This window comes from Roseateles chitinivorans, from assembly GCF_050632235.1.
Classification (GTDB): Bacteria; Pseudomonadota; Gammaproteobacteria; order Burkholderiales; family Burkholderiaceae_C; genus Roseateles; species Roseateles chitinivorans_A.
This window is the reverse complement of sequence record NZ_CP192584.1, coordinates 1,303,983-1,328,739: the sequence shown is the minus strand read 5'-3', so window position 1 is coordinate 1,328,739 and position 24,757 is coordinate 1,303,983. Positions and strand designations below refer to the sequence as shown.

The 24,757-nt window shown below is 68.8% G+C and carries 22 protein-coding genes and 1 pseudogene; 8 read left to right on the top strand and 15 right to left on the bottom strand.

Going from position 1 to position 24,757, the window contains the following annotated elements:
* Positions 1–117 precede the first annotated feature (117 nt).
* The 5 genes from ACQ859_RS06025 to ACQ859_RS06005 all read left to right on the top strand — a co-directional run bounded on the left by ACQ859_RS06025 (position 118) and on the right by ACQ859_RS06005 (position 6,101).
* The gene (locus tag ACQ859_RS06025) at positions 118–1,083 is read left to right on the top strand and encodes a hypothetical protein (RefSeq protein WP_431264998.1); all 966 of its coding nucleotides are present in this window, start codon (positions 118–120) and stop codon (positions 1,081–1,083) included.
* 10 nt (positions 1,084–1,093) lie between these two features.
* Complete coding sequence (locus ACQ859_RS06020; RefSeq protein ID WP_431264997.1) at positions 1,094–2,323, top strand: chitosanase; 1,230 nt, start codon at positions 1,094–1,096, stop codon at positions 2,321–2,323.
* Positions 2,324–2,461: 138 nt separating this feature from the next.
* Positions 2,462–3,397: an extracellular catalytic domain type 1 short-chain-length polyhydroxyalkanoate depolymerase gene (locus ACQ859_RS06015; RefSeq protein ID WP_431264996.1), complete on the top strand. Its 936-nt coding sequence runs from the start codon at positions 2,462–2,464 to the stop codon at positions 3,395–3,397.
* Positions 3,398–3,501: 104 nt separating this feature from the next.
* Entirely contained in the window at positions 3,502–4,842 is a 1,341-nt protein-coding gene (dbpA, locus tag ACQ859_RS06010; protein ID WP_431266472.1) for an ATP-dependent RNA helicase DbpA, read from the top strand.
* Positions 4,839–6,101 (top strand): DEAD/DEAH box helicase, encoded by a 1,263-nt coding sequence (locus tag ACQ859_RS06005; RefSeq protein WP_431264995.1) that lies wholly within the window; start codon positions 4,839–4,841, stop codon positions 6,099–6,101. The genes dbpA and ACQ859_RS06005 overlap by 4 nt, the downstream gene beginning before the upstream one ends.
* A 56-nt stretch (positions 6,102–6,157) precedes the next feature.
* On the opposite strand, the gene ACQ859_RS06000 is transcribed toward ACQ859_RS06005, so the two are convergent.
* Both ACQ859_RS06000 and ACQ859_RS05995 read right to left on the bottom strand, forming a co-directional pair.
* On the bottom strand, positions 6,158–6,373 hold the full coding sequence (locus ACQ859_RS06000; RefSeq protein ID WP_431264994.1) for a putative motility protein: 216 nt from the start codon (positions 6,371–6,373) through the stop codon (positions 6,158–6,160).
* Between the two features lie 100 nt (positions 6,374–6,473).
* Complete coding sequence (locus ACQ859_RS05995; protein ID WP_431264993.1) at positions 6,474–6,827, bottom strand: DUF1428 domain-containing protein; 354 nt, start codon at positions 6,825–6,827, stop codon at positions 6,474–6,476.
* A 183-nt stretch (positions 6,828–7,010) separates the two neighbouring features.
* On the opposite strand from ACQ859_RS05995, the gene ACQ859_RS05990 reads away from it, so the two are divergent.
* Positions 7,011–7,898 carry an FxDxF family PEP-CTERM protein gene (locus ACQ859_RS05990; RefSeq protein WP_431264992.1) on the top strand — a complete coding sequence of 296 codons (888 nt, stop codon included), beginning with the start codon at positions 7,011–7,013 and terminating at the stop codon, positions 7,896–7,898.
* Positions 7,899–8,161: 263 nt separating this feature from the next.
* On the opposite strand, the gene ACQ859_RS05985 is transcribed toward ACQ859_RS05990, so the two are convergent.
* The 6 genes and pseudogenes from ACQ859_RS05985 to ACQ859_RS05960 form a co-directional block, all read right to left on the bottom strand.
* Positions 8,162–9,325 carry a hypothetical protein gene (locus ACQ859_RS05985; RefSeq protein ID WP_431264991.1) on the bottom strand — a complete coding sequence of 388 codons (1,164 nt, stop codon included), beginning with the start codon at positions 9,323–9,325 and terminating at the stop codon, positions 8,162–8,164.
* A 92-nt stretch (positions 9,326–9,417) separates the two neighbouring features.
* Positions 9,418–9,780: an ATP-binding protein gene (locus ACQ859_RS05980; RefSeq protein ID WP_431266471.1), complete on the bottom strand. Its 363-nt coding sequence runs from the start codon at positions 9,778–9,780 to the stop codon at positions 9,418–9,420.
* A gap of 152 nt (positions 9,781–9,932) precedes the next feature.
* Positions 9,933–11,840: pseudogene (locus ACQ859_RS05975) on the bottom strand (two-component regulator propeller domain-containing protein); the annotation flags it as partial.
* Between the two features lie 1,015 nt (positions 11,841–12,855).
* Positions 12,856–13,473, bottom strand: coding sequence for a flavin reductase family protein (locus ACQ859_RS05970; protein ID WP_431264990.1), 618 nt, complete (start codon positions 13,471–13,473; stop codon positions 12,856–12,858).
* A gap of 23 nt (positions 13,474–13,496) precedes the next feature.
* Positions 13,497–13,814 carry a hypothetical protein gene (locus ACQ859_RS05965; protein WP_431264989.1) on the bottom strand — a complete coding sequence of 106 codons (318 nt, stop codon included), beginning with the start codon at positions 13,812–13,814 and terminating at the stop codon, positions 13,497–13,499.
* 157 nt (positions 13,815–13,971) lie between these two features.
* Positions 13,972–14,385 carry an Imm39 family immunity protein gene (locus tag ACQ859_RS05960; RefSeq protein WP_431264988.1) on the bottom strand — a complete coding sequence of 138 codons (414 nt, stop codon included), beginning with the start codon at positions 14,383–14,385 and terminating at the stop codon, positions 13,972–13,974.
* A 187-nt stretch (positions 14,386–14,572) separates the two neighbouring features.
* On the opposite strand from ACQ859_RS05960, the gene ACQ859_RS05955 reads away from it, so the two are divergent.
* Complete coding sequence (locus ACQ859_RS05955) at positions 14,573–15,004, top strand: DUF1801 domain-containing protein (RefSeq protein ID WP_431264987.1); 432 nt, start codon at positions 14,573–14,575, stop codon at positions 15,002–15,004.
* A gap of 20 nt (positions 15,005–15,024) precedes the next feature.
* On the opposite strand, the gene ACQ859_RS05950 is transcribed toward ACQ859_RS05955, so the two are convergent.
* The 3 genes from ACQ859_RS05950 to pcp all read right to left on the bottom strand — a co-directional run bounded on the left by ACQ859_RS05950 (position 15,025) and on the right by pcp (position 17,275).
* Complete coding sequence (locus ACQ859_RS05950) at positions 15,025–15,636, bottom strand: DUF2939 domain-containing protein (protein WP_431264986.1); 612 nt, start codon at positions 15,634–15,636, stop codon at positions 15,025–15,027.
* 81 nt (positions 15,637–15,717) lie between these two features.
* The gene (locus ACQ859_RS05945) at positions 15,718–16,626 is read right to left on the bottom strand and encodes an alpha/beta fold hydrolase (protein WP_431264985.1); all 909 of its coding nucleotides are present in this window, start codon (positions 16,624–16,626) and stop codon (positions 15,718–15,720) included.
* A gap of 1 nt (position 16,627) precedes the next feature.
* The gene (gene pcp, locus ACQ859_RS05940; RefSeq protein WP_431264984.1) at positions 16,628–17,275 is read right to left on the bottom strand and encodes a pyroglutamyl-peptidase I; all 648 of its coding nucleotides are present in this window, start codon (positions 17,273–17,275) and stop codon (positions 16,628–16,630) included.
* Positions 17,276–17,365: 90 nt separating this feature from the next.
* Here pcp and ACQ859_RS05935 point away from each other — a divergent pair, with 90 nt between their 5' ends.
* Positions 17,366–18,298 (top strand): LysR family transcriptional regulator, encoded by a 933-nt coding sequence (locus ACQ859_RS05935; RefSeq protein ID WP_431264983.1) that lies wholly within the window; start codon positions 17,366–17,368, stop codon positions 18,296–18,298.
* On the opposite strand, the gene ACQ859_RS05930 is transcribed toward ACQ859_RS05935, so the two are convergent.
* The 4 genes from ACQ859_RS05930 to ACQ859_RS05915 all read right to left on the bottom strand — a co-directional run bounded on the left by ACQ859_RS05930 (position 18,292) and on the right by ACQ859_RS05915 (position 24,682).
* Positions 18,292–21,009, bottom strand: a complete 2,718-nt coding sequence (locus ACQ859_RS05930; RefSeq protein WP_431264982.1) for a TonB-dependent receptor — start codon at positions 21,007–21,009, stop codon at positions 18,292–18,294. The two genes, ACQ859_RS05935 and ACQ859_RS05930, sit on opposite strands and share 7 nt — an antisense overlap.
* 101 nt (positions 21,010–21,110) lie before the next feature.
* Complete coding sequence (locus ACQ859_RS05925; RefSeq protein WP_431264981.1) at positions 21,111–22,340, bottom strand: MFS transporter; 1,230 nt, start codon at positions 22,338–22,340, stop codon at positions 21,111–21,113.
* A 9-nt stretch (positions 22,341–22,349) separates the two neighbouring features.
* Entirely contained in the window at positions 22,350–23,303 is a 954-nt protein-coding gene (locus ACQ859_RS05920) for a carbohydrate kinase family protein (protein ID WP_431264980.1), read from the bottom strand.
* Positions 23,304–23,431: 128 nt separating this feature from the next.
* The gene (locus ACQ859_RS05915; protein WP_431264979.1) at positions 23,432–24,682 is read right to left on the bottom strand and encodes an ROK family protein; all 1,251 of its coding nucleotides are present in this window, start codon (positions 24,680–24,682) and stop codon (positions 23,432–23,434) included.
* Positions 24,683–24,757: the final 75 nt, after the last annotated feature.

Sequence of the window (24,757 nt, the reverse complement as noted above, 5' to 3'; positions counted from 1 at the left end):
ACGCGATCCGACGCTCCCCTCCAGATGGAGGATGCGACCGGCCATTGCGCCTTCTACAACCAATGCAGCGGGCACCGCCTGCGCCAGGGATGGGAGGGGATCGTGATATCTCAAACAATGAGGTCACGCGTCGGCGCGTGGCTCCTCGTCGCGCTGAGCGCCTTGTCCGGCTGCGCCGCCTATGACCGCAGCAGCCTCGCCGCCAACGGTCCCGGCTCGGACCTGCCCGCCGCGGACGCCACCCCCTTCCGCGAGGCCCAGGACGCGCTGATCGTCCAGCTCGTCAAGGCGTCGAAGCCGCCATCGACCTCGGGGCTCGCGAACCAGCCCACGACCGAGGATCTCCGGTTCAGAGCCACCGACGACGTCAGCTGGGACATGGTCATCCGCGCGGGCATGGACTACGCCGACGTGCGGTGCGAGTCCTACCTGCACGCGCTGTACCGGCTGGACCGCGACCGCAAGACCGCGGTCACGCAGACCGGCCTGCTCGGCGGCGCCACCGCCGGCGTCCAGGCCGCCCTGGGCAAGGCGGCCAAGGAGGTCGCGATCGTGGCCATCCTCTTCGGCCTCGCGAGCTCGACCATCGACAACGTCGCGAGCAACCTGCTCTACGAGCTGGAGCCGTCCTCGGTGCGCACGCTGGTGAAGGCGCAGCAGTCGCAGTACCGCGCCAACCTCGGCGCCGGCTACAAGGACCGCCCCGCCGCGATGACCGCGCTGCGCGGCTACGCGCTGCTGTGCGTGCCCGCCAGCATCGAGTCCGAGGTCAACCTCGCCGTGCGGCGGACCCAGCCCGAGACCCGGCCCGGCGATCCCGCGAAGGGCCAGCCCCCGGTCGTCACCAACTCCACGATCGCGGTGAACACGACGAGCTTCGGCACGGACGACGCATCCGCCAAGCTGAACGCCTTCGTCAATCCCGGCGGACGGATGAACGAGATCAACGAGAAGCGGCTCGTGGCCTTCATCGCCGCCAAGGGATTGACCGTCGGCGGCGAACCCATCTCCACGACCCAATTCATCAAGAGCGCGGAGTACGCGGCCCAGCGCCGCGAAGCCGTGAGCGCACTGGGACTCTGAGGAACCCGCCATGGCCCACATCGAACGCATCACCGACGTGCCCTCGTCCGAGGTGGACGAGATCCGCAGTTCCTTCGAGCAGCGAGGCGCCACCGTGCAGGTGATCGCGCAGGGGAACGACCTGTTCACCCTCGAGGCCACCTACCCCGGCAGCGCGAAGGGCATCGCCGGCCTCGGCACGATGGGTGTGCTGTCCGCGGGGCTCGCCGCGAAGGCGATCGCGGCCACCGAGGCCGGCGCGGGCACGGGCGCAGGTGCCAGAGCGGGCGCGGATCCGGCGGCAGCGGGTTCGCCGGTGCTGACCGCCACCCAGTCGCAGACCGCCAAGGCCATCGTCAACATCTTCGAGACCAGCGCCGTGCTCGGCCGCTACGACCAGGTCACGCTGATCCCCGGCGACAGCGGACACCTGACCTACGGCCGCTCGCAGACCACGCTCGGCTCCGGGCTGCTGCACGACCTGCTCGCCCTGTACGCGACCAACCCCGGCGCGCGGTTCGCGAAACGCCTCGCCCCCTACCTGCCGCGCACGGCGGCGCTGGATCTCTCCCTCGACACGGATGCGACGTTCGCCAACGTGCTGCGCGCCTGCGGCGACGACCTGGTCATGCGCGAGACGCAGGACGTGTTCTTCGACACCCGCTTCTGGACGCCGGCCGTCGACGCGGCCCGCAGGCTGGGCCTGACCTTGCCGCTCTCGGTCGCGGTCGTCTACGACAGCCGCGTGCACGGGTCCTGGGACCGGCTGCGGGACGAGACGACCGAGAAGGACGGCAGCCTCCAGAAGCTGGGCGAACGCGGCTGGATCCAGGCCTACGTCAAGCGTCGCCTGAACTGGCTGGCCACCAGCACGCGCGACGACCTGCGGGCCACCGTCTATCGCATGGACGCCTTCCAGCGCCTGATCGACCAGGACCGCTGGGGCCTGGCGTTGCCGCTGGTCGTGCGCGGGCTGGAGATCTCCACCGCGACGCTGTCCGAGCCGCCGCCCGGATGCTATGCCGGCCCGACGCCCGGCACGCGGCCCGTGGCGGTCACCTCGCCGTTGACGCGCGGCCTGGACGTGCGCCTGTTGCAGCTGGCGCTCTCCGACGCCGGGGAGCCGGTGAAGGCCGACGGCGTGTTCGGCGACCAGTCCTCGAAATCGCTGGCGCGGGTCCAGTCGGCCCGCGGCATGCCGGCCAGCGGCGTCGCCGATCCGGCGCAGGTTGTGGCGCTGGTGCAACCGGTCTTCGGCTGAGCGTCCGGAGCCGCCAGAGGGGAAAGGAGCGATGGGAGGGAGGACGGAGGGGTCTCGCAAACATTCATGAAGCCGATCCGGGATCCGTGCTTCAATCGGCGCACTGACATACGCGTCCTCGGCGCCATCGGCCTTCGAATGCTCATCGACCTCCCGCTCGACACCCAGAGCGGCACGCTCGCAGACCCGTTCCTCCGCAGCACTTCCGTGCAAGGCCGCGCTTCCATCGACTATCAGCTCTACGTCCCGCCGGGCGACAGCGACGAACCGCGTCCGTTGCTGGTGATGCTGCATGGCTGCGGACAGACGCCCGACGACTTCGCCGTCGGCACCCGCATGAACGAGATGGCGCATCGCAACGGCTGGCTGGTGCTCTACCCGGCGCAGTCGACGCAGGCCAATCCGCAAGGCTGCTGGAACTGGTTCAAGAGCAACCACCAGGAGCGCGGCCGCGGCGAACCCGCGCTGATCGCCGGCCTGACGCGCGAGATCATGGCCACCCACCGCGTCGATGCGAGCCGCGTCTACATCGCGGGCCTCTCGGCGGGCGGTGCGATGGCGGTCATCCTCGGGCGCGCCTATCCCGAACTCTTCGCCGCCGTCGGCGTGCATTCCGGCCTGCCGCATGGCGCCGTCGACGACGCGAACGGTGCGATGGCGATGATGCGCAGCGGACAGCCCACGCGGTTGCCCGCGGACGGTGCGACGACCGACGCGTCGATCGAGGCGACGGGCAAAGCGGACGGGCCCACGCCGACCATCGTCTTCCACGGCACACGCGACATGACGGTCCACCCGCTCAACGGCGAGCAGGTCTACGCCGATGCCACCTCCGGCGTGGCCGGTGTCCAGCGCATCGAGAACGGCCGGGAAGGCACGCGGGCCTACACCCGCCGCACGCACGTGACCCCGAAGGGGCGCGTGCACGCCGAACTCTGGCTGATCGAGGGCGGCGGACACGGCTGGTCCGGCGGCGACCAGAGCGGCTCCTACACCGACTGGCTGGGCCCCGATGCCAGCGACCAGATGCTGTGTTTCTTCATGGCACACCCGCTGGGCGACAATCGTGCATGACCCGCACCGATCCCACCGGCGCCGCTGCCGCGGCACCTGCTGCCTCGCAGCCGCCGGCGGCGCCTAGCGCCACCTCCTTCGACACCCTGCCCCTGCCGCCCGCGATGCGGGCGAACCTGCAGCAGCTCGGCTACCTCTCGATGACGCCGATCCAGGCCGCCAGCCTGCCGCTGGCGCTGGCCGGCAAGGACCTGATCGCGCAGGCCAAGACGGGCAGCGGCAAGACCGCCGCGTTCTCGCTGCCGCTGCTGACCAACCTGAATCCGCGCCGCTTCGCCGTGCAGGCGCTGGTGCTGTGTCCGACGCGCGAGCTCGCCGAGCAGGTCACGCAGGAGATCCGCCGCCTGGCGCGCGCCGAGGACAACATCAAGATCCTGACGCTGTGCGGCGGCGCGCCGATCCGCAACCAGCTGGCCAGCCTGTCCCACGGCGCGCACATCGTCGTCGGCACGCCGGGTCGCATCCTGGACCACCTGCAGCGCGAGACGCTGACGCTGGAGGCGCTGAACACGCTGGTGCTCGACGAGGCCGACCGCATGCTGGACATGGGCTTCGCCGAGGACATCGCGCAGGTGATCGCCAACTGCCCGAAGACGCGCCAGACGCTGCTGTTCTCCGCCACCTATCCGGACGGCGTGAAGTCCATCGCGACGCGGTTCATGCGCGCGCCGCAGGAGGTGACGCTCAAGGAGAAGCACGCGGCCGGCAAGATCCGCCAGCGCTTCTACGAGGTCAAGGAGAACGAGCGCCTGCACGCCGTCGGCCTGCTGCTCAACCACTTCCGCCCCGCCAGCACGCTGGCGTTCTGCAACACCAAGCAGCAGTGCCGCGATCTCGTCGCCGTGCTGCAGGCCGAAGGCCTCGTCGCGCTGGAACTGCACGGCGACCTGGACCAGCGCGACCGCGACCAGGTGCTGGTGCAATTCGCCAACCGCAGCTGCAGCGTGCTGGTGGCCACCGACGTGGCGGCACGCGGGCTGGACATCGCGCAGCTCGAGGCGGTCATCAACGTCGACATCACGCCTGACCCCGAGGTGCATGTGCACCGCGTCGGCCGCACCGGCCGCGCCGATGAGGAGGGCTGGGCCTTCAGCCTCGCGAGCCTCGATGAAATGGGGCGCGTCGGCCGCATCGACCAGATGCAGGGCAGCGTCACGCCCTGGCATCCGCTGACCGAGCTCACCACCGGGCCCGGCGCCGAGCCGCTGCATCCGCCGATGGTCACGCTGCAGATCCTGGGCGGCCGCAAGGAGAAGATCCGTCCGGGCGACGTGCTGGGCGCGCTGACCAAGGACCTCGGTTTCGAGAGCGCGCAGATCGGCAAGATCAACGTCAACGAGTTCTCGACCTACGTCGCCGTCGAACGCGGCATCGCCGACCAGGCGCTGCGCAAGCTCAACGCCGGCAAGGTCAAGGGCAAGTCGGTGAAGGTGCGTCTGCTGTGAGCGCCGAAGAGCGCTCGGTCCCGGACAGCTTCGCCGCGCTGGGCCTGTCACCGCGCCTCGTGCGCGCTGCCGACGAACTCGGCTTTGAAATCCCGACGCCCATCCAGGCGGCCGCGATGCCGCCGATCATCGAAGGCCGCGACCTGCTGGGCTCCGCGGCGACCGGCTCGGGCAAGACGGCGGCCTTCGTCTTCCCGATGCTGCATCGCATCGACGCCCGCGTGCGGCCCGCGCTGCGCCGGACGCAGGCACTGGTGCTGGTGCCCACGCGCGAGCTCGCCGCCCAGGTCGGCGAGACGGTGATCCAGGCCGGACGTTTCCTCGACGAGCCGCTGAAGGTCTCGGTGCTCTACGGCGGCGTGTCGATCAATCCGCAGATGATGGCGCTGCGCGGCGGCGCGGACGTCGTCGTCGCGACGCCGGGACGGCTGCTGGACATCATCGAGAAGAACGCGCTCAGGCTCTCCGATGTCGAGTGCCTGGTGCTGGACGAGGCCGATCGGCTGCTCGATGCCGGCTTCGCCGACGAACTGTCGCGGGTGCTGGCGCTGCTGCCCAAGCGCCGGCAGAACCTGCTGTTCTCCGCCACCTTCCCGGCAGCGGTGCAGGCGCTGGCCGACCAGTTGCTGCACGACCCGGTGCGGATCGAGGTCACCGGCGAGCCGGCGACCGAAGGCCAGATCGAGGAACACGCGGTCGAGGTCGACGCGGCGAAGCGCACGCCGCTGCTGCGCCACATGATCGAGCAAGGCCAGTGGACGCGGGTCCTGGTCTTCGTCGCGACGCGGTATGCCTGCGACCACGTGGCCGACAAGCTGCGCCGCAACGGCCTCGAGGCCGCGGCCTTCCACGGCGACGCGAGCCAGGGCGCGCGCACGCGCACGCTGGCCGACTTCAAGGCGGGCCGGATCCGCGTGCTGGTCGCCACCGACCTGGGCGCGCGCGGCATCGACATCGCGCGGCTGCCGGTGGTGGTGAACTACGACCTGCCGCGGGCCGCGGACGACTACACGCACCGCATCGGCCGCACGGCGCGCGCCGGCGCGAGCGGCCTGGCGGTGAGCTTCATCAGCGCGGCGACGGAATCGCACTTCCGCCTGATCGAGAAGCGCCAGGGACGTCGCGTCGAACGCGAGCGGATCGCGGGATTCGAACCGACCGAGGTCGCCACGCCTGAAGCCGCCACCGGCGGCGTCAAGGGCCGACGGCCGAGCAAGAAGGACAAGCTGCGCGCGGCAGCGGCAGCAGCGGGCAAGTGACCGCGGCTGGTTCTGGCAGGAGTGACCGCCCCGGTCTGTGAAGACCGGCGGCCGGCTCAGGCGTAGGTGTTGAGGTTGCGCCCGAGATTGCCCTCGGTGGCCAGGGCGGGCGGCTGCGGCAGGGCCGCCAGCAGCGCGGCCGCGCCGGATTCCTGGACATCCATGGCTTTGCGGAGCACCAACAGGCTGGCGGCATTGCCGACCGTGCCTGGCGTGCTGCTGGACGCATTGCTGACTGCTGCGGCGACGCTGGGGGTGTTGGTGATGTTCATTCCTTCAATATCGGCGATTCCGGCGCCGGGTTGAGCGCGGATCCGGCCAGACCACGCGGCCGACGTGGTGAGGCCCGACCGCAGGGAACGATCGCCCCGTTCAGGCGTCGACGATGACTTCGAAGCCGCCGAAGATCATGCGCTGCCCGTCGAAGGGCATGTTCTTCGGATCGTGGTCCATGCGCGGGTCTTCCATCGACTTCTTCATCCCTTCGTCGCGCACCTGGCGCGACGGCCAGACGATCCACGAGAAGACCACCGTCTCGTCTGGCTTGCGCTGCACGGCCATCGGGAACGACGTCACCTTGCCCTCCGGCACGTCGTCGCCCCAGCACTCGACGACGCTGAGCGCGCCATGGTCCTTGAACACGGCCGACACGTCCTGCGCCAGCTGGCGATAGGCCTCCCGCTTGGCGGTCGGCACGGCGATCACATATCCATCCACGTAGTTCATTGCGGTTCTCCGGTTGATGGCGCGGCTCGTGGCCGCACGTGACACGACGAATGGCGACGGGTGAGATCGACACAGGATAGGGGAAGGCCTGTGTCCCTCCTACGACCGACCCGGCATCCCCACCGCCGTGTCCCGTTCCGGCCCGAGATCTCGTTCAACGAAGAGCAACCAGGAGATCCCGTCATGAGTGCTCTTCCCGCCATCGCCCTTGCCGCCGCCGTCCTCGGGCTCATCGGTACACCGGCCGCCGCCGATCCCGTCGATCTGTCCTCCGGCACCGGGGGATTCATCGGCACGCCCGGCGCGGGCGGCTTTTCCGAGTCCTACACCTTCTCGCTGGTCTCGCCGACCACGGTCAACATCCTGCTGGCGTCGGTGGCCAACGGCGACCATCGCATCGACTTCTCCAGCATCGTGCTGAACGGCCCCTCGGGTCCGATCAACGCCACCGCGTTCAGCCCCGACCCCTTCTCCGGCCACGTCATCAGCAATGCCGCCCTGGCCCCCGGCAGCTACACGCTCACGGCCAGCGGCACGAACAGCGCCGCCCCGGCGACCTTCGTCGGCACCATCGCGCTGGCGGGCAGCAGCAGCGCGTCCCCGTCGGGCAACGGCGGTCCGCTGGATCTCAGCGCCGGCAGCGCCGGGTTCGTCAGCACGCCCAACGCCGGCGCGTTCTCGAATGTCTTCACGTTCTCGATCGTCCATCCGCAGGCCGTGAAGCTGATGCTGTCGTCCGCGGTCGGCGGCAGCCAGGACATTGACTTCACCAGCGTGCTGCTGCGCGGACCGTTCGGCGACCTGATGGCGGCGGAATTCACTCGCGACCCGTTCGAGATCTGGACACTCGCCACCCCGCTGCTCAGCCCGGGCAGCTATTCCATCATCGCGTCCGGCATCAACAGCGATGCCATCGCCACGTATGCCGGCACCCTCGCGTTGTCGCCGGTGGACCCGGACGGGCCCGGCAACAACCTGCCCGAGCCGGGCACGGGTGCACTGGTGATCGCGGGTCTGGGCGCTGCATTCATGCGCTTGACGGCACGCTCGCGCCGCGCTCGGCGCCTGTAGGTGTTTTGCTGACGCCGCGTTGGTGCTTTTGCCTGCTTTACCAGAAGTGATAAAAATGCATAATTCGTATCACGTTGATGCCGCTTCCTCGCGGTGTCCTCGTCCCCGCTTTTCCTCCCTGAGCGGGGTCGACGAAAGTCGATTGCGCCCGACCACGAGAGTGGCCGGGCCATTTTTTGGCGCTTCACTTCCTGGAGCCGTGATGGCCCAGGTCAGATCTGAAAATGCCAAATCTGATAATCAACATCCCCCTGAGGGCCTGATCAGCGGATCGCTTCGTCCTGCCGCGCCAGCTGCGCGCGGATGAGCTGATCGCTCTTCACGTGGCGCGTCAGCGGATCGGCCAGACCGCCTGAGAAGAAGTGCTCCGTCCCGACGACGGTCGCGCCCACGCCGCGCATCAGGTGGCCGAGGTTGGGCACCACGTCCAGCTTCACCGAGTAGACGTTGATGTGCTGCTCCGCATCGGCCACGTCGATCCCGAGCTTGGCGTACTTGCGCAGCTGCGAATCGTTGAGCGGCGCCGACGACAGCCCGGTGACCGTCACCGGCGCGGCCATCGAGTAGTTGGCGATGCCCGAGGACGCCGCTTCCCCGCCGCCTTTCGAGTGCCCCATCGTCGACACCGAGTACCCGGACAGGTTGCTGAACTGCGGCGTCTGCTGCAGTTCCTTCAGCGCGCCGACGACGCGCTGCGCCTGGTCGTGGCTCTTCGTCGGCAGGCCGAGCGCGGTCCGCGCATTGGCGGTCCATTGCGGCACCGCCATCTCGGCATTGCCCAGCGCGAGCCGCAACGGCGATCCAGCCACGCGGCCCGAGGTCGTGCCGCCGAAGACCGCGGCGATGTCCTTGTCCTTGTGGTTCACCAGCACGGACACGACGAGTCCGCTCTTGTTGTCGACGAGCGTGCCGGTCGGCCGCTCGACCTGGTTCGACGGGAGCAGGCCCTTCTGCCCCGGCTGGCCGGCACGATCAGCGGCGCTCCAGACCTTGTCGGCCACGGCGGAGGACAGCGCATCGCTCGGCTGGTAGTTGCCCTTGGCGATGCGCTGGTACGGGAACATGCCGGCGTCGAGCTTGTCGCGCAGCGCATCGTTGGCCTTCAGGCGCTGCTCGGGCAGGTCGGCGGTCTTCGACTCGAAGGTCGGCAGCTGCGAGCCGCGCAGGGCCGCCGGATGGAGCTCGGGCGATGCCGCGGCCGGCATCATCGCCTTGATGCCCGGCAGCGTGGCGCCACGCGGTGCGACCGCGGTGCGCGAGCCCGCCGCCGTGGGTGGACGCCGTTCCCGCAAGCCGCCGGCCGCGTTGTCGGTGGAAGCGCCCGGCGAACGCACACCGCCGGTCGACGAGGACTTGTCGACGGACGACGACCAGGCATCGGCGCCGGGGGTGGCGCCCGGTCCGCCGTTGGGGGAATTGACTCTCATCTTCCCAACCTAGCGAGCCTGGCGTGCCGGACGTCAGCCGATGCGAAGCGATGTCCGCAGAACTGAAGTCCAGGCCCGGCGAGGTGTCGGCGTCAGCCGGGTTTCGGCGTCACACGGCCCAGGAGTGCCCTGATCCAGCGCTGAAGCGACGTGAAGGCCGGCCGCTCGCCGGCGCGAGGGTAGGCATGAACCGCCGGCACGCTGACCAGGACCTCCGTGCCTTCGTCCGGTGCGCTGCGCAACTGGAAACTGCCGCCCACGCGCGTGACGCGATCCCGCATGCCGCTGAGCCCCCAATGACCCGGGCGCTGTCCATCAGCCTGCAACTGGGGCGGAACCCCCACGCCGTCGTCCGCGATGCGCAATGAGAACTGGGGCACGCCGTAGCTGAGGTGAACGCTGATGCGGGTCGCCTTCGAATGCTGGAAGGCATTGAACAGCCCTTCCCGGGCCACCAGGGCCAGCTCGGCACAGACGCCGGCATCGAGCGGACGGGGCCCCCGTCCACGGCGAGATGGAAGGTCGCGTCATGGAAGCTGGCCAGGTCGTTGCCAAGCGATTCGAGCGTCTGCTCCAAGGGCAGCGAACCCGGTGGCGCCTGGCGCAGGTCGGTGACGCGATAACGACCGTCGACCACGATCTCGTCCGCACGATCCAGCACCCGCTCCATTTCCGCCCGCGCGGGCAGGCTTTCCGGAATGCCCCATGCCACGCGCTGAAAACGCAGGACCAGGCCCTGGAAGCCCTGGAGCAGCGTGTCATGCAGATCCTGGGCGATGCGGGTGCGCTCCTCCAGGCGGGCGCGATAGCGTTCGGCGGCCCGCGCCTCCAACTGCCGGAGGCGCATCAGGACGAGGAAGGCGGCCAGCGCCAGTACCAGCACGGCGCACAGGATGCGGAAGACCGTCGACTGGATGAAGGTGGGCGGGATCTCGACGACCAGGGTCGCCGGCTTCCTGCTCCAGACGCCATCCGCATTCGTGGCCAGGACCTCGAAGACGTAGTGGCCCGGCCCGAGATTGGAATAGAAGGCCTGGCGTCGCGACTCGGCCTCATGCCAGTCGGTCTCCAGGCCCCGCAGCCGGTACTTGAACCGGGTCCGCTCCGGCATGGCCAGCGACATCGAGGTGTAGTCGATCTGCAGATCCCGGGTCCCGGCCGCCGGCACGACCCGACCGTCCTGTCCCGGCGGTACGCGAACGCCGTTGGTCGACACCCGCTGGATGTCGATGACCGGCGGCGCCGCCGCCCCCGTCCGGGCTGCGGGATCCACGACGACGACAGCACTGGGGACCGTGAACCACAGCCGCCCATCCGGCGTCTGCAAGGCCGTGCGCAGCGGCCACATGGTTTCCGCGCGGCCGGGCAGCCCGTCCGACGTATCCAGCGTCGTGACCGGGACGCGATAGCCGGGATCGGCGAGGGCCCGCCGCACATCGGCACCGTCGATGCGGGTGATGCCTTCGGCCCCGTTGAGCCAGAGATCCCCTTGCGCCGTCTCCACCAGGCCGCTCACGCCGTTGAAGGCGTCCGCCGACACCGCCCGCAGCTCATGGAAGCCGGCCTCGTCGAGCCGTTGCAGGCCGCGTCTCCCGGCGATCCAGACATGCGTCTGGCCCGCGGCCAGCGCCAGCACCGCGCCGACACGCAGCCCGTCCTTCTCCGTGAAACGCGTGATACGGTCATCGTCCTCGACGCGGAGCAGGATCCCTTCCGAATAACCGAGCCAGGACCGCCCCTGTCCGTCCATGGTCGCGACGGTGACGTGGGACCGGTCCGGGAAACCCTTCTTGCCCTCCAGCCGCTCCCAGCGGCCGTCGGGGAAACGACGCAACAGCCCCAGCACCTGGGACGACACCCAGAGCGCGCCCGAACGTTCCTCGGCAATTTCCAGCAAGGTGCCCCGCCAATCGGGAAACTGGCCCCGCCGCTCATCGATGGGGTGGCCGTCAGGCCCGAGCCGGGACAAGCCGTTGCCGTCGCCGAGCCACACCGTGCCCGCATGATCGACGGCGACTCGGGTCATGGAGGGCGTGGGCACGGGGTAACTCACCAGGTCGGCGGCCTTGCCGTCCATCGGCAGCTGGAAGATGCCGTTGCGCGACACGAACCAGAGATCGCCGTTGCGGCCGTTGGCCATGGCCGGCGTCGACATGCCGACCGGGAACTGGAAGGTGGAGACCCGCGTGCGCCGCAGCCGGTCGATCCCGCCGTTCGTGGCCACCCAGATGCTGCCTTCCCTGTCCTCCAGGATGCGCAGCACCTCGTCGCCGCTGAGATGCTGGTTCCGGGTCAGACGCTGCACCGCGGGCTGGGCAAACTGGAACGATCGGGTGTCGCGCGGCGCGGCCGGATTCGCGGTGGGCGACAAGGGGACCAGCGGAATCGGCGGCTGCGCCTCCGCCTCGGACGACACCGCCCTCGACGCCGGCGGCGCCTGCGACGGCAGACGCTCCCGCGTGACGCCGTCGACGGCGCCGTACCAGAGGTGGCCATCCCGATCGAAGATCGGCATGTACAGGCTCTGGGGAACCGGGTGTCCGTCGTCCAGGCGGTCGCCCGGCACCTGGGGGCGTGGCAGCCGGTAGTAGCGCATGCGCGACTTCTCGCGGGTATTGGGCTGCGTTTCAGCCCACATCCGTCCGGCGGGATCCATGGTCACGTAGTCGACCGTCTTCTCGGGCAGGACCAGCTCGACGAAACGCTGCTGGCCGGCGGCTCTCACCAGGAGACGATGCCCCACGTTGGCCCAGACGTTGCCGTCGGGATCGACGTGCACGCTGCCCGTGTAGAGGCCCGGACCCGAATCCGGGCAGCCCTCGTCCTTGCCCATGCGCTGCCAGTGGTCGCCGGCACGCTCGAAGAGCCCGCGCGAACTGGCGACCCAGACGGTCCCGTCCTTCTCCATCGCGAACCCGCGCGTCGAGCCCTGGAAGCCGCCCGGCTTGGGGGCTTCCTCGAGCACCACATGCCCGTCCCGGACCAGCGCCAGCCCCCGTTCAGGAAGCCGATCCACAAGCCGTTGTCGGGCGTCGCGAAGAGAGTCAGGATGCCGCCGCCCTGGAGCGCCTCCCCGGCGATCGCCGTGAACGGTTCGAAGCGTTCCCCGTCGAAGCGCATCAAACCCCGATCGCTGCCCAGCCAGAGGTAGCCGTCGGTGGTCTGGGCCAGTCCGTAGACCGGTCCGAACACGCCTTCCCGAGCCCCCCAGGCGGTGTGGTGGAGCTGGTCCAGCGGCGGGCTCTTCAGAAGCGCCTCGAGCGAGAGGCGTTCGGGCGCGTGTGCGGGGGCGGGAGAGGCCGCCACGGCAGTCGCGATCCCCGCCATCGAAAGCACGAACGCGATGGTCATCGGGACGATCGTGTGAAGGATCGTGGGGCGTGGGTCGCGCATGTCGGGGTCCGAGGAAGGGAGGTGGACGACGTCAAACCGCGCAACATACCTCGGAATGCAAGGTCGCAGCCCCCGTCGGGAAGCTCAGCGTCCCGGGGTTTGTACGCAGGGGCCCCTCGACGGCCCGTGGACACGGCTCAGTCGGGCCGGGCCATGAAGAACTTGTCCCCCAGCTCGAAATAGTCACCCGGGCCACCGGCCCGAAGGATGATCCGCGCCGCGGCGGTATCGAACAGGCCGTCCTTCAACAGGTCCGGCGCGATGTGCATGAGCAAGACCTGACCCAGGATCATCCAGGTGTCGACGGGCTCATCGTCCTTGGACTTCAACTGGATGATCTGTGAGACCTTGCACTCGAACGCGACAGGACTCTCTCCGACGCGGGGCGGCCCGACCTTGACGGACGCGACCTCGGTCAGATTCCCGAGCCCGAACTCGTTGATGCCATGGGGAACCCGCGCGCACGTCGCGTTCATCGCCTCGGCCAGCTCCCGCGTGGCCAGGTTCCAGACGAACTCGCCGGTCTCCTCGATGTTCCTCAGCGAGTCCTTCCGACCGATGCTGGAGAACCCGATGATCGGCGGCGTGTAGTTCAGCGCGGTGAAGAAGCTGTAGGGCGCCAGGTTCACGACACCGGCCCGGCTCTTCGTGGACATCCATCCGATGGGCCGAGGGCCGACGATGGCGTTGAACGGGTTGTGGGGAAGGTTGGGCGCGGTGGGGTCGTAGGTATGCATGCGCAGGGTCGATGGCATGGGGGTCGGGCGTGGCGTACCGTTCAAGCGGCACGTCTCAGCGCCAGGACACCTCGGCACTGGGTCGTCACATGCATCCCCATCGTCGAGATGTTCCGGCCCATGGCCAGTCCCTGGAGACACCGGAAAGCGACATGCCAGAAGTTCCGGGCCACGTCAGGGGCGTCGACGACGACGGTATGCCACACGAGCTTCAGATAGCCGCTCATCGCCAGCAGGAGGACGCCAGCGCCGACGGCATCCGCCAGCATGATCAGCGCACGCAGCTCCGGGTTGCTCACGAACAGCAGCAATCCCAAGGCGCCGACGATCACGGCGCGATGGGTCTTGAACAGCTTCAAGAGTTTTTCCATGGCCCATTCTGGCAAGGATCGCGTCATGGCCCTGTGAAGAGGCGCGGTGAGAGAGTCGCCACGCCGCCCCTTAGAAGGCGCGCAGCCGGATCTCCAGGCATGACCTGTCGATCGCGTCAAAATCGTCGTCGGCGTCGGATGTCATTCAGTCCGAGGCGTACGCCTCCAAAAAGGCGTAGGGAAGATCGAAATTCACTGCCACATCGATCAAGATGTCAGCCATCACCTGTGTGAACTTGGCAGTCAATGCATCGAGGTCCAACGCTCTCAGCGCCGCCAGATCGAGCATCACCGTCACCGGTAATTCGGAATGCACCTCATCGACACTACCAATGTCGGGGTTCAGATCCTCTTTGTCGCCGTACCTCAGGATCAAGCTGACGGTGCGGAACGGCGCACCGTCGAGATACCCCGCCTCGATCAATCGAACTTCCAGTCCATTTCGAGCGGCCAGCGCTGCGGCGCTCGACTGCTTCAGGCGCCCTTTGGCCAGATAGGATCCCCCGACCAGCAGGCAACGCGGCGCGGCCGATCCGGCCTTGTTGTCAAGGTCGCTCATGGCCTTCGGCGGGTGTTGATGGACTTGTGGCGAGGATTCGCGGATGACCTCATACACGCACCCTCCGCATTCCGGTTGTCGGACTCAGACTAACCGATCCCGGGGACCGGTTCGGTCTTTGGCTTCGCGACAGGAAACGCACGCGGGTACATTTCCGAAGCCCGATCAGCGACTGCAAGGGGGTGCCATGAAGTCCGACGCGAACACGTTGCCCCTGCCTGCTGCGGTGCAAGACTACCTCCACGCCAAGGCGACCCCGGAACAGCTCGATGACGCGAAACGCCTGATCCAGCTGCTGTCTGCCATCACCGGAGAACCAGCGGCGATGTGGGGCTCAAGCATCGTGGGATTCGGCAGCTACCGCTACACCTACGCCTCCGGCCGATCGGGAGTGGCCAGCCTCGCGGGCTTCGCCGTGCGAGGCAAGGAGTTCGCCCTCTACCTGGCGCCGGATTGGGACGGCTCGGACGCGTTGTTGAGACTCGGGGCACATAGGTCCGGCAAGGGCTGCCTGTATCTGAAAAAGCTCACAGACATCGACGTGGTAGCGCTCGATCAATTGATCTCGGCCTCCGTGGAGGAACTACGTCGGCGCTATCCGTCGCAGGAAGATCGATAACCACGCGGCACGCGGGGCCCTCAAAACGCCGGCAACCGGATCTCCGTCAGCACCCAGGATGCGAATCCCCGCCGCTGGAGGACGAGCCCGGTGCGGCGGTCCTCGGCCTGACCGGCGCGGCGGGCGTAGAGGATGAAGGTGTCGACGCCCTGCCGCTCGGTCGTCCAGACGGGTTCGCGCTTCGGGGACGCCGTGCCGCCATCGGCCTCGCCACCTTCCTCGTCGGACGGCGTATCCCCAGGCGTCTTCGCACGGGGATCGTGCCGTGGCATCAGCTTGCCCTCCTGCATGATCCGCATGACCGACTCCGGCCGCACGAACGCCTCCACCAGGCGGTCGGTCATCGCCGTGGCGAACAGCGAACCCAATGCGGCCCCGGCCTTGGCGATGTCGCTGCCGGACTCCGACCGCGCGTTCGCCTTGGCGCCGATGGCCGCGCCCAGCTGCCCCTTCAGGCTCTCGCGCAGCAGCGGATAGTCGACGTGTTCGTTGAACGCCGCGGCATCGCCGGCCTTCGCGGCGTTCCTCATCTGGTGGATCGCCAGCCACGGCGACCAGTACCAGTAGGCGGCGAGCACCAGGACCGCCGCGACGAGCGCGACCTTCGAGAACTTCCGAGCGGTGGGGGTCATCCCTTGCCTTGCGTTTGCTGCATCGGCTCGGAGTGTAGAAAACTCGCAGCGGCGGTCGCGTCCCTCGCGACCGCCGCAGCCTCACGACATGGCAAGCAATCGCAACAGGTGCTCCGTCACGACGTCGGGTTGCTCCTCGGGCAGGTAATGCCCGCAGTCGCTCAGCACGCCGCCCTGCAGGCGTTCAGCGCGCCCGCGCATGGCGTCGAACAGGTCCGGCGCGCTGCCGACGTCGCCGCCGAGCGCCAGCACCGGCATCCGCATCGGCGTGTCGGCCAGCGCGCGGTTCGCCGCGGCATCCGCGATCGCCGCGCGGTAGTAGCCGAGCATGCCGCGCAGTCCGCCCGGCTGACGGTAGACGCGTTCGTACTCGTCGATGTCGGCGCGATCGAAGACCGCCGGCGCGTTGGCCGTCTTGCGGGCGAAGAACCATTCGATCAGCACGCGCTCCCGGTCCTTGAGCAGCGCTTCCGGCAGGTCCGGCACCGTGTTGAACAGGAAGTGCCAACGCTTCCAGTTGTCGGGTCCGAGCTCGAACCGTTCCGCCAGCGTCACGCCGGGAATGTTGGCGTCGAGCAGCGCCAGATGCGTCACCGCCTCCGGATGGCGCGCCGCGAACGGATAGGCCATCCACGCACCGATGTCATGGCCCACGAGCGCGACGCGGTCCAGGCCCAGCGTGTCGAGCAGCGCGCTCAGCCGATCGCCTGTCGTGCGGGCGTCGTAGCCACCGTCGGGCTTGTCGGAGTCGCCCTGCCCCGGCAGATCCACGGCGACGACGCGATGGCCCGCGGCGGCCAGCATCGGCATCACGCGCCGCCACGCATACCAGCTCTGGGGGAATCCGGCGAGCAGCACGATCGGCGGCGCGCCGCCAACTCCGCCCTCCTCGCCGTCCTCGCCGTCCTCGCTCGGGCGGCGCTCCCCGCCGTCCTCGACCAGGTGCCAGCGCAGTCCCGCCGCGGTCACGCATCGATGCCGCAACGCCATGTCAATGCTCGCTGCCGAAGCCGAGCTTCACGTCCTGCGTCGTCGTCAGCGCGGTCGCGACCATGACGCGCACCGCTTCGCTCAGCATCTCGCGCGTCATGCTGGGCGCGCCGCGGTGGCGGACGGCCTGTTCCGGCAGAAAAGGCACGTGAATGAATCCGCCGCGAAGACCGGGGCGTCGCGTCGCGATGTGGTGGGACAGCGCGTAGAAGATCGCGTTGCAGTTGTAGGTCCCCGCCGACTCCGACACCGAGGCGGGAATCCCCGCGCCATGGAGCGCGGCCACCAGCGCCTTGATCGGCAGCGTCGAGAAGTAGGCGGCCGGTCCGCCGGCCACCACGGGCTCGTCGACCGGCTGCAGGCCGGCGTTGTCGGGGATGCGCGCATCCACGATGTTGATGGCGACGCGTTCGATCGTGACGTCGGGGCGTCCGCCGGCCTGACCGAGGCAGAGCACCAGGTCAGGATTCACTTCCTCGATCGCGGCGATGAGCGCGCCGCCGACCTCGCCGATCACGCAGGGCAGCTGCCGCGCGACGAGGCGCGCCGATCCGACGGTCTCGCCGTCGAGCGCCCTCACCGCCTCCCAGGAAGGATTGATGGTCTCGCCGTTGAAGGGATCGATGCCGGTCAGCAGGATGGTGGTCACGTCGTCACCCGGGAAGTGGTCATGGCGACGATCCTAGGGAGCACGACCAGATTCTCCGAATGGATTCCTTGTATTCGTTATATTGGTTTGATGAATCTGTCGAACGTCGACCTCAACCTGCTCGTGGCCTTCGAGGCCCTCTACGACACGCGCAGCGTCAGCCTCGCGGGACAGCGGCTGCACCGTGCGCAGCCGTCGGTCAGCAATGCGTTGTCGCGGCTGCGGCACCTGTTCGGCGACGCGCTGTTCGTGCGCAGCGCGCAGGGCATGCTGCCGACCGCGCGGGCCGATGCATTGCGCCCGATCGTCGGCGCGGCGCTGGCGCAGATCCGCGCGGCGCTGACCTCCGCCGACGCCTTCGATCCGGCGCAGGCCAGCGATCGCCGATTCACGATCGCCGCCAGCGACTACGTGGACATCGTGCTGCTGCCGAGCCTGATGGCGCTGCTGCGCTCACAGGCGCCCGGCCTGAGCCTGCGCGTCACGGCGCTGGACCGCGCCGCCATCTACGCGCAACTGGACCAGGGCGAGGTCGACCTCGCGATCGGCGGCCATCTCGCGCCGCCCAAGCGCATGACGAGCGAGCATCTGTACGACGAGGACTTCGTCTGCGTCACCGATGTCTCACGCGCGCCCAAGCGACGGCGGGCGATGACGCTGGACGCCTACGCGGACCTGCCGCATGCGCTGTTCGTGCCCAGCGACGACGGCTCCACGCGCGGCGTGATCGACACGGCGCTGAACCGGCTGGGGCGGCGGCGGCGCGTGGTGGCCACCTTCGCCCACGTGGCCGCGCTGCCTCGCGTGGTGCAAGGCACGGACCTCGTGGCGACGCTCGCGCGACGCGTCGCCGAGCGTCTCGCGCCTCCCGGCGTGGCGCTGCAGGAGCTGCCGGCGGAGCTCGACGCCACCGCCTTCCCGATCCACCTGGTGTCGGGGTCGCGGACCCAGACCGACCCGGCAGGCCGGTGGCTGTGCGGACTCGTTAAGGACGCGGTGGCGCGGATGCTTGCAGATCAGTAATCGACCCCCACCCGGATCCCGAAGGTCCGCGGATCGTTCCAGTAGCCGCGCACGAAACCGCCGCCGTCCTGCGCGGAGTTCTTCGTCATCTTGTTGGTCGCGTTCAGCACGTACAGCTCCGCGTGCCAGTCCTTGGGCGCCTGCAGCTTCAGGCTGGCGTCCACCTTCGCGAAGGCCTTCTGCCCGTCGGAGATGTGCGCGTTGTCCAGGTTGCGCAGCGTGAAGTACATCTTGTCCTGCCACTTCAGGTTGACCCAGGGCGTCAGCTCCCAGCCCTCGCCGAAGCGGAAGCTCTGCGAGAAGTTGATGCCGAAGCTGTACTTGGGCGACAGCGGCAGATGGTTGCCGGTGATGTCGTAGATCTGGCGGCCGGCGTTCTCGCGGATCGGACCGGTGTAGGGGTCGGGACAGGCCGGCGCGCCCATCTCGGCGCGCACGCCGCAGTTCCAGCTGTCGCTGAAGGACGGGTAGTCCTTCATCTTGCTGTTGATGTAGCTGAAGAAGGCGCCGAGACGCGCACCGGCCCACGGCTTGTAGTCGACCTCCAGCTCCAGGCCGGGGATGTCGACGACCCCAACGTTCACCGTCTGCCACTTGGTGACGATGTCGCAGGTCGGGTTCTCGTCCGGGCACGGGCCCACCTGCTTGACCTTGGAAGCAAAGAAGTCGCCCGTGACCTGCATGTCCTTGTAGCGGCTGTAGAAGAAGGTCGCCGACAGGCTCAGGCGCTTGTCCAGCATCAGGCCCTTGTAGCCAAGCTCGAAGTTGGTGACCGTCTCCGGCTTGTACGGGAAGAAGGTGTACTGCGGACCCGCCGGGCCGTCGACGCATTCCTTGCCGCCGCAGCGGTCGTCCTTGTCGCCGAAGCCGCCGGCCTTGTAGCCGGTCGACAGCGAGGTGTAGACCATGTCCGCCGGCGTCAGCTGCTTGCGCAGGCCGAGGCGGTAGGTGAACTTCTTCCAGCTCTCGCCGTGGTCGTTGCCCGCGGGTTCGCCCCACAGGCCGTAGGCGCCGGGACCGGCGAACGGGCCCATCTGCTCGGTCAGGTCGCGGCCGTTGTGCGGGCGGAAGCCCGGCGTGCCGGGCGTGCCCGGGTCGTAGAGGCCGTTGTAGTACGCCGGCGTCGAGCCGTCGAAGCTGCCGTAGACGCGGCCGCCCTTGTCGGTCTTCTTGTCGAAGCTGATGCGGCCGCCCACCGTCGCGGTCCAGGTCGGCAGGAAGGTCCAGTCGGCCTGCGCAAAGAGGGCCTTGGCGTCGATCTGCCGATCGGGCTGAGCGTAGTACTGGCTGGTCGGGAAGCCGAAAGGCGCGGTGACCAGCTGCTCCTGCGCGTAGTCGATCGCGTTCTTCTCGTGCATCCAGAACAGGCCGGTGACCAGCTGCACGGTGTCGGTGTGGTGCTTGAACTGCAGCTCGTGCACCTGCGACTTGTAGGTCGAGCCCAGCGTCAGCGAGGTCTCGTCGCGGATCGGCCAGGTGCCCCAGTCGCCGTCCGGTCCGACCGGGACGGTCGCCGTGACCTGGCGCGACAGCGGGTAGTAGCCGCCGTCGTCGTCCGACTGCTGCGAGCGCTTCTGCGTCGCGTAGGCGAAGCCGTACTCGATCGTGGACCGGTCGTTGAGCCGCCAGTTCAGGTTGGAGCGCACGGTGTCGATGGACATGTCCGTCTTGCCGGGCACGTTGACCTTCACGTCCCACTTGCCGCCGGGGCACGCGAAGTCGGTGCCGGCGGCCATGTCGCAGTCCTTCATCGCGATCTCGCCGGCGCCCTTGTTCTGGAACTTCTCGTAGGCCACCAGCCATTCGAGGTTGCTCGTGAGCTTCACGCGGCCGGCGATGCGGGCCGCCCATTCGTCGCGGTTGTAGTAGTACTGGCTGCGCGGCACCTTCGCGTTGCGTCGCTGGTCGACGTCGGGGATGCCGTCGGCGACGAAGCCGTGCTCGGGCATGTTGACGTCGGTGAAGTCCTGCTGCTGGTTGATCCAGCCGTCACGCTTGATCGTGCTCACGGTGGCACGCAGCGCGATCGTGTCGTTCACCGCGATGTTCTGCACCAGGTTCAGCTGGCGCTTGCGGTAGTTGCCGAGGTCCAGTTCCGCCGTGCCGTAGGTCGAGCCGAACTCGGGCTTGGCCGGGATGATGTTGATGCTGCCGCCGGTCGAGTTCCGGCCGAACAGCGTGCCCTGCGGACCGCGCAGCACTTCGACCTGCTCCAGGTCGAACATCAGCGCCAGGGCCCCTTGCGGCCGCGGCGAATAGAGACCGCCCACGTGCAGGCCGACGGCCGGATCGCCGACCTCGGTGAAGTTGGTCGAGCCCACGCCGCGGATGTTGATCTGCACGCCCGAATCGGCGCCCTGCGAGATCTGCAGGTTGGGCACCTTGCCGGAGAGACCGCGCACATCGTGGATGCCTTCGCGGGTCAACGCTTCCTGCGACAGCGCCGTCACCGCCACCGGCGTCTGCAGCAGGCCGGAGCTCACGCGCGTCGCATTGACGGTGATCACGGGGAGCTCGTTCTTTTCCTTCTCCGAGATCTCGCGGGGGTTCGGCTTGCCCTCCACCTTGCTGTCGGCCTTGGGCTGGACGGTCTCGGGCGCCTGCGTCTGCGCGAAGGCCGTGGCGGCCAGCAGGCTCACGGCGGCGGCCGTGGCGGTGATGGGGAAGGCGGCTCGGACGGCGGCTCGGAGGGCGGCTCGATTGGGTCTCATCACTGGGATCTCCATGGGTCTGGCAGGCAGCCTCCGTCCCGGCGACGGGGCCGTGGCACGGGACAAAGGGGCTGGAAGGGGGAGGCGGAACGGAGAGCGGGTCAGGCCCCGGGACTGGGCTTGAACCGGGACAGCAGGCGGGACAGCGGAACGGTGTCGTTGGTGACGAGCGGCCGCGCCCAGGCACTCACGCTCAGGATGTAGAGGAGCGTGAGGAAGACGGTGGACATGGCGGCGCGCAGGCCGATGGCGTCGCCCAGCAGGCCGACCAGCAGCGGCACGACCGCGCCGCCGAGGATGCCGGTGCAGAGCACGCCGGAGAACGCGCCGTGGTGGTGAGGCACCGAGTTCAACCCGAGCGAGAACACCACCGAGAACATCACGGACAGGAAGAAGCCGGAGGCCGGGAAGGCGATCTGCGCGACATGGGCCGAGCCGAAGAGCGCGAGCGCCACGCTGCCGATCGCCAGCACGGTGAAGCCGGCCAGCACGACACGCGAGTCGAGCAGCTTCAGCAGGCCGAGTCCGAGCAGGCAACCCAGCGACATCAGCCCCCAGAAGCCCGCGACCGCGTCGGCGCCGTCGCCGGTGGCGGAGATGCCGTGGTAGGTCTGGAGGAACTGCGACATCCAGTTGGCCAGCGTCTGCTCGGTGCCGACGTAGGCCATGATGCCGAGGAAGAACAGGCGGACGTCGCGGCGCGCGAGCAGCTCGCGATAGGCGGACCAGCCGCCGGCGCGCTCGTCGTCCTTGAGCTGGACCTCGGGCAGCGGCAGCGTCTGGTTGGCGACGATCAGCGCGATGAAGCCGACGACGAAGATCCAGTAGAACGGCACCCACGCGAGGCCCTTGGCCGCATCCGGGCGCTCCATCAGCAGCTGGAAGGCCATCGGGCTCAGGAACGACGCCAGGCCGAAGACGAGCTGGCCCATCACCGAGAAGAACGCGAAGTGCGGCTCGCCACCGGCGGTGCGCATCAGCGGGTTGATCACGACCTGCAGCAGCGCCATGCCCAGGCCGATCACGAAGAGGCCACCGACGGCGGTCGCGTAGCTCGGCCACAGCGCGATGGCGAGCGAGCCGATCCCGTTCAGCAGGAAGGCCGTCAGGATCGTGAAGCGCGAGCCCTTGCGTTCCACCAGCAACCCGCCGGGGATGGACACCAGCCCGTAGGCGAGGAAGAACGAGAACGGCAGGAAACCCGCCAGGCCCAGGCTCAGGTGGAAGTCCTGGATGATGATCGGCATCAGCGGCCCGATCAGGTTGGTGACGAAGGAGATCACGAACCAGATGACCAGGATGTAGCCGACGATCAGCGCGCGGTGCTTCATGGCGACTCCTCAGGCGAGAACCGTGGAGGGAAGGCAGCCGGCGAACTCGCCGGCGCGGATGGTCTTGCGCGGGAAGCGCGGCAGGATGGCGCCGGCGGTGCGGCAGCCCGCGGCCAGGCCTTCGGCGAGATCGCCGCCGCGCAGGCGCGCGGCGAGGTAGCCGGCGTTGAACGCGTCGCCGGCGCCGATGGTGTCGAAGATCTCCGCGGGCTCGGTGATGCGCTCGACGCGCCGGCCGCCTTCGATGCCCAGCGCGCCGCGCGCGCCGACCTTCACGATGAGGCTCGCGTCGGGCTTCATCGCGCCGCCGATCAGCGTCAGCGCGTTGTCGAGGTCGTCGGTGCCGGCGATGCTCTGCGCCTCGAGCTCATTGATCAGCAGGTGATCGCAATGCGGCAGCCAGCTCATCACCTCGGCCCGGTCCCAGCCTTCCGGCGGCCAGCCGGTGTCCAGCGCGACGCGGTAGCCGCGGCGTCCGGCCTCGGCCATCAGCGCCGCGTAGCGGGGTCGCAGATCGGTGAGCAGGAAGGGCGCGGTGAACAGCGCGATGGCCGGCGCGTCGGTCGGCAGCAGGTGCGCGAGCACATGCTCGGCCGACACGCGCTGCAGGTGCCCTTGCGTGGTGAAGAAGTTGCGCTCGCCGCAGGTGTGCATCAGGCCGACCGAGACCGTGGTCTCGATGTCGCAGATCTCCAGGCTCGTCTCGATGCCGGCGAACTGCTCCGCCAGCCACTGGCCGAAATGGTCGTTGCCGACGGCGGAGATGAGGTGCGCGCGATGTCCGATGTGACGCGCGGCCAGCGCCGCATTGGCGCCGGAACCGCCCGGGCGCAGCTCGCTGCGCGGCATCAGGAGTTCGGTGCCGAGTTGCGGCCACTCGGTCAGGCTGCCCAGCACGAGGTCGACGCCGACGTCGCCGACGATGCTGAGCGGGGGATGCGAAAGATGTCGTGCCGTGTCCATGGGCGCCGACTGTAGGAGCACTCAGAACACAGCGTCAATAATTAAATCCATTGGATTTAAGTAATCAAGGGATTCCCCCAGGCGGCTTTACCCTCATCCCGTCTTGCACGCCCCACGGTCCGATCGGCCTACCCCCGTTTAGGTATGGACGGGCGGTGGCCCAGCAGCTCGGCCACGTCGGCCTCGCCGCGGCGGTCCTGCTGCAGCGTCTCCAGGCGCGGCGACAGCATCTCGTAGATCGGCAGCACGGCGGCGCCGAGGATGGAGCTGTCGTCCTGGCGGTCCGACAGCAGCAGCCGCGTCTCCGGCGTCGCGACGCCGCCGCGCACCGAGCGGTGCCAGGGCTGCGCGAGGGCCACGAGGTGCTCCACCAGCACCTTGGGCGCCGAACCGCCGATGACGATCGAATGCGGGTCCAGCATGTTCTCGATCATGCAGACCGCGTCGCGCAGCCGGTCCGCGGCCTGGCGGCACCACTGGTGCAGCGCCTTGTCCTTCGGGTCCTTGAGGCGCTTGGCGAGGTCCAGCGTCCAGACGTCGTGGTCGGACACGCCCAGCGCCTCGGCCAGCGAGTGCATCGAGACGTAGCGCTCCAGGCAGCCGCGGTTGCCGCAGTAGCACGGGGTGCCGCCCGGCACGATGGGCACGTGGCCGATTTCGGTGGCGTTGCCGTTCGACCCGGGATAGGCGGCGCGGCCGATGACCAGCGCGCCGCCCAGGCCGAGGCCGAGGTGCAGATAGAAGAAGTTGTCCAGGTTGCGCGCGACGCCGAAGAGCGTCTCGCCCAGCGCGCCGGCCACGCTGTCGATGCGGTAGAACACGGAGAGCCCCGTGACCTCGCCGAGCTCGTCCAGCACGGACAGGTCATTCCATCCCTCGAGCGCGGTCGGGCCGACGAAGCTGATGTCCGTGTGACCCAGCGGCCCCGGCAGCGCGACGCCGATGCCCCACAGCGGCTCGGTCGATTCGCGGCGCAGCTGCGCGACCAGCTGCAGCATCGCGGCCAGCATCTGGCGGCGGTCGCTGGTGTCCATGTCGACCTCGCAGCGGCTGCGGATCTCGCCGACCAGGTTCACCAGCGCGGCCGAGGCGCGGCCCGGCTCCAGGCTGATCCCGATCGCGTTGCCCGCCGCCGGATTGAGCTCGAACGCGATCGGCGGCTGGCCGCGCGACTTGTCGACCTTCTGCCGCCTCGAGACGATCAGGCCGATCGCTTCCAGGTCGTTGGTGATGTTGGCCACCGTCTGGGGGCTCAGCGACACCCGGTCCGCGATGTCCTTGCGCGAGGCCGCGCCGTGCTGCCGGATGAAGTCCAGCACCACGCGGCGGTTGTACGGTGCGCTCGACTGCTGGGTAGCCCCTCGACTGGTGGTTCTCATGCTGGCGGATGGTCCTTCGGGTATCCCCATTCTGACGCAGCTTCACGACAGCATCACGGGGCCGGCTGACAAATC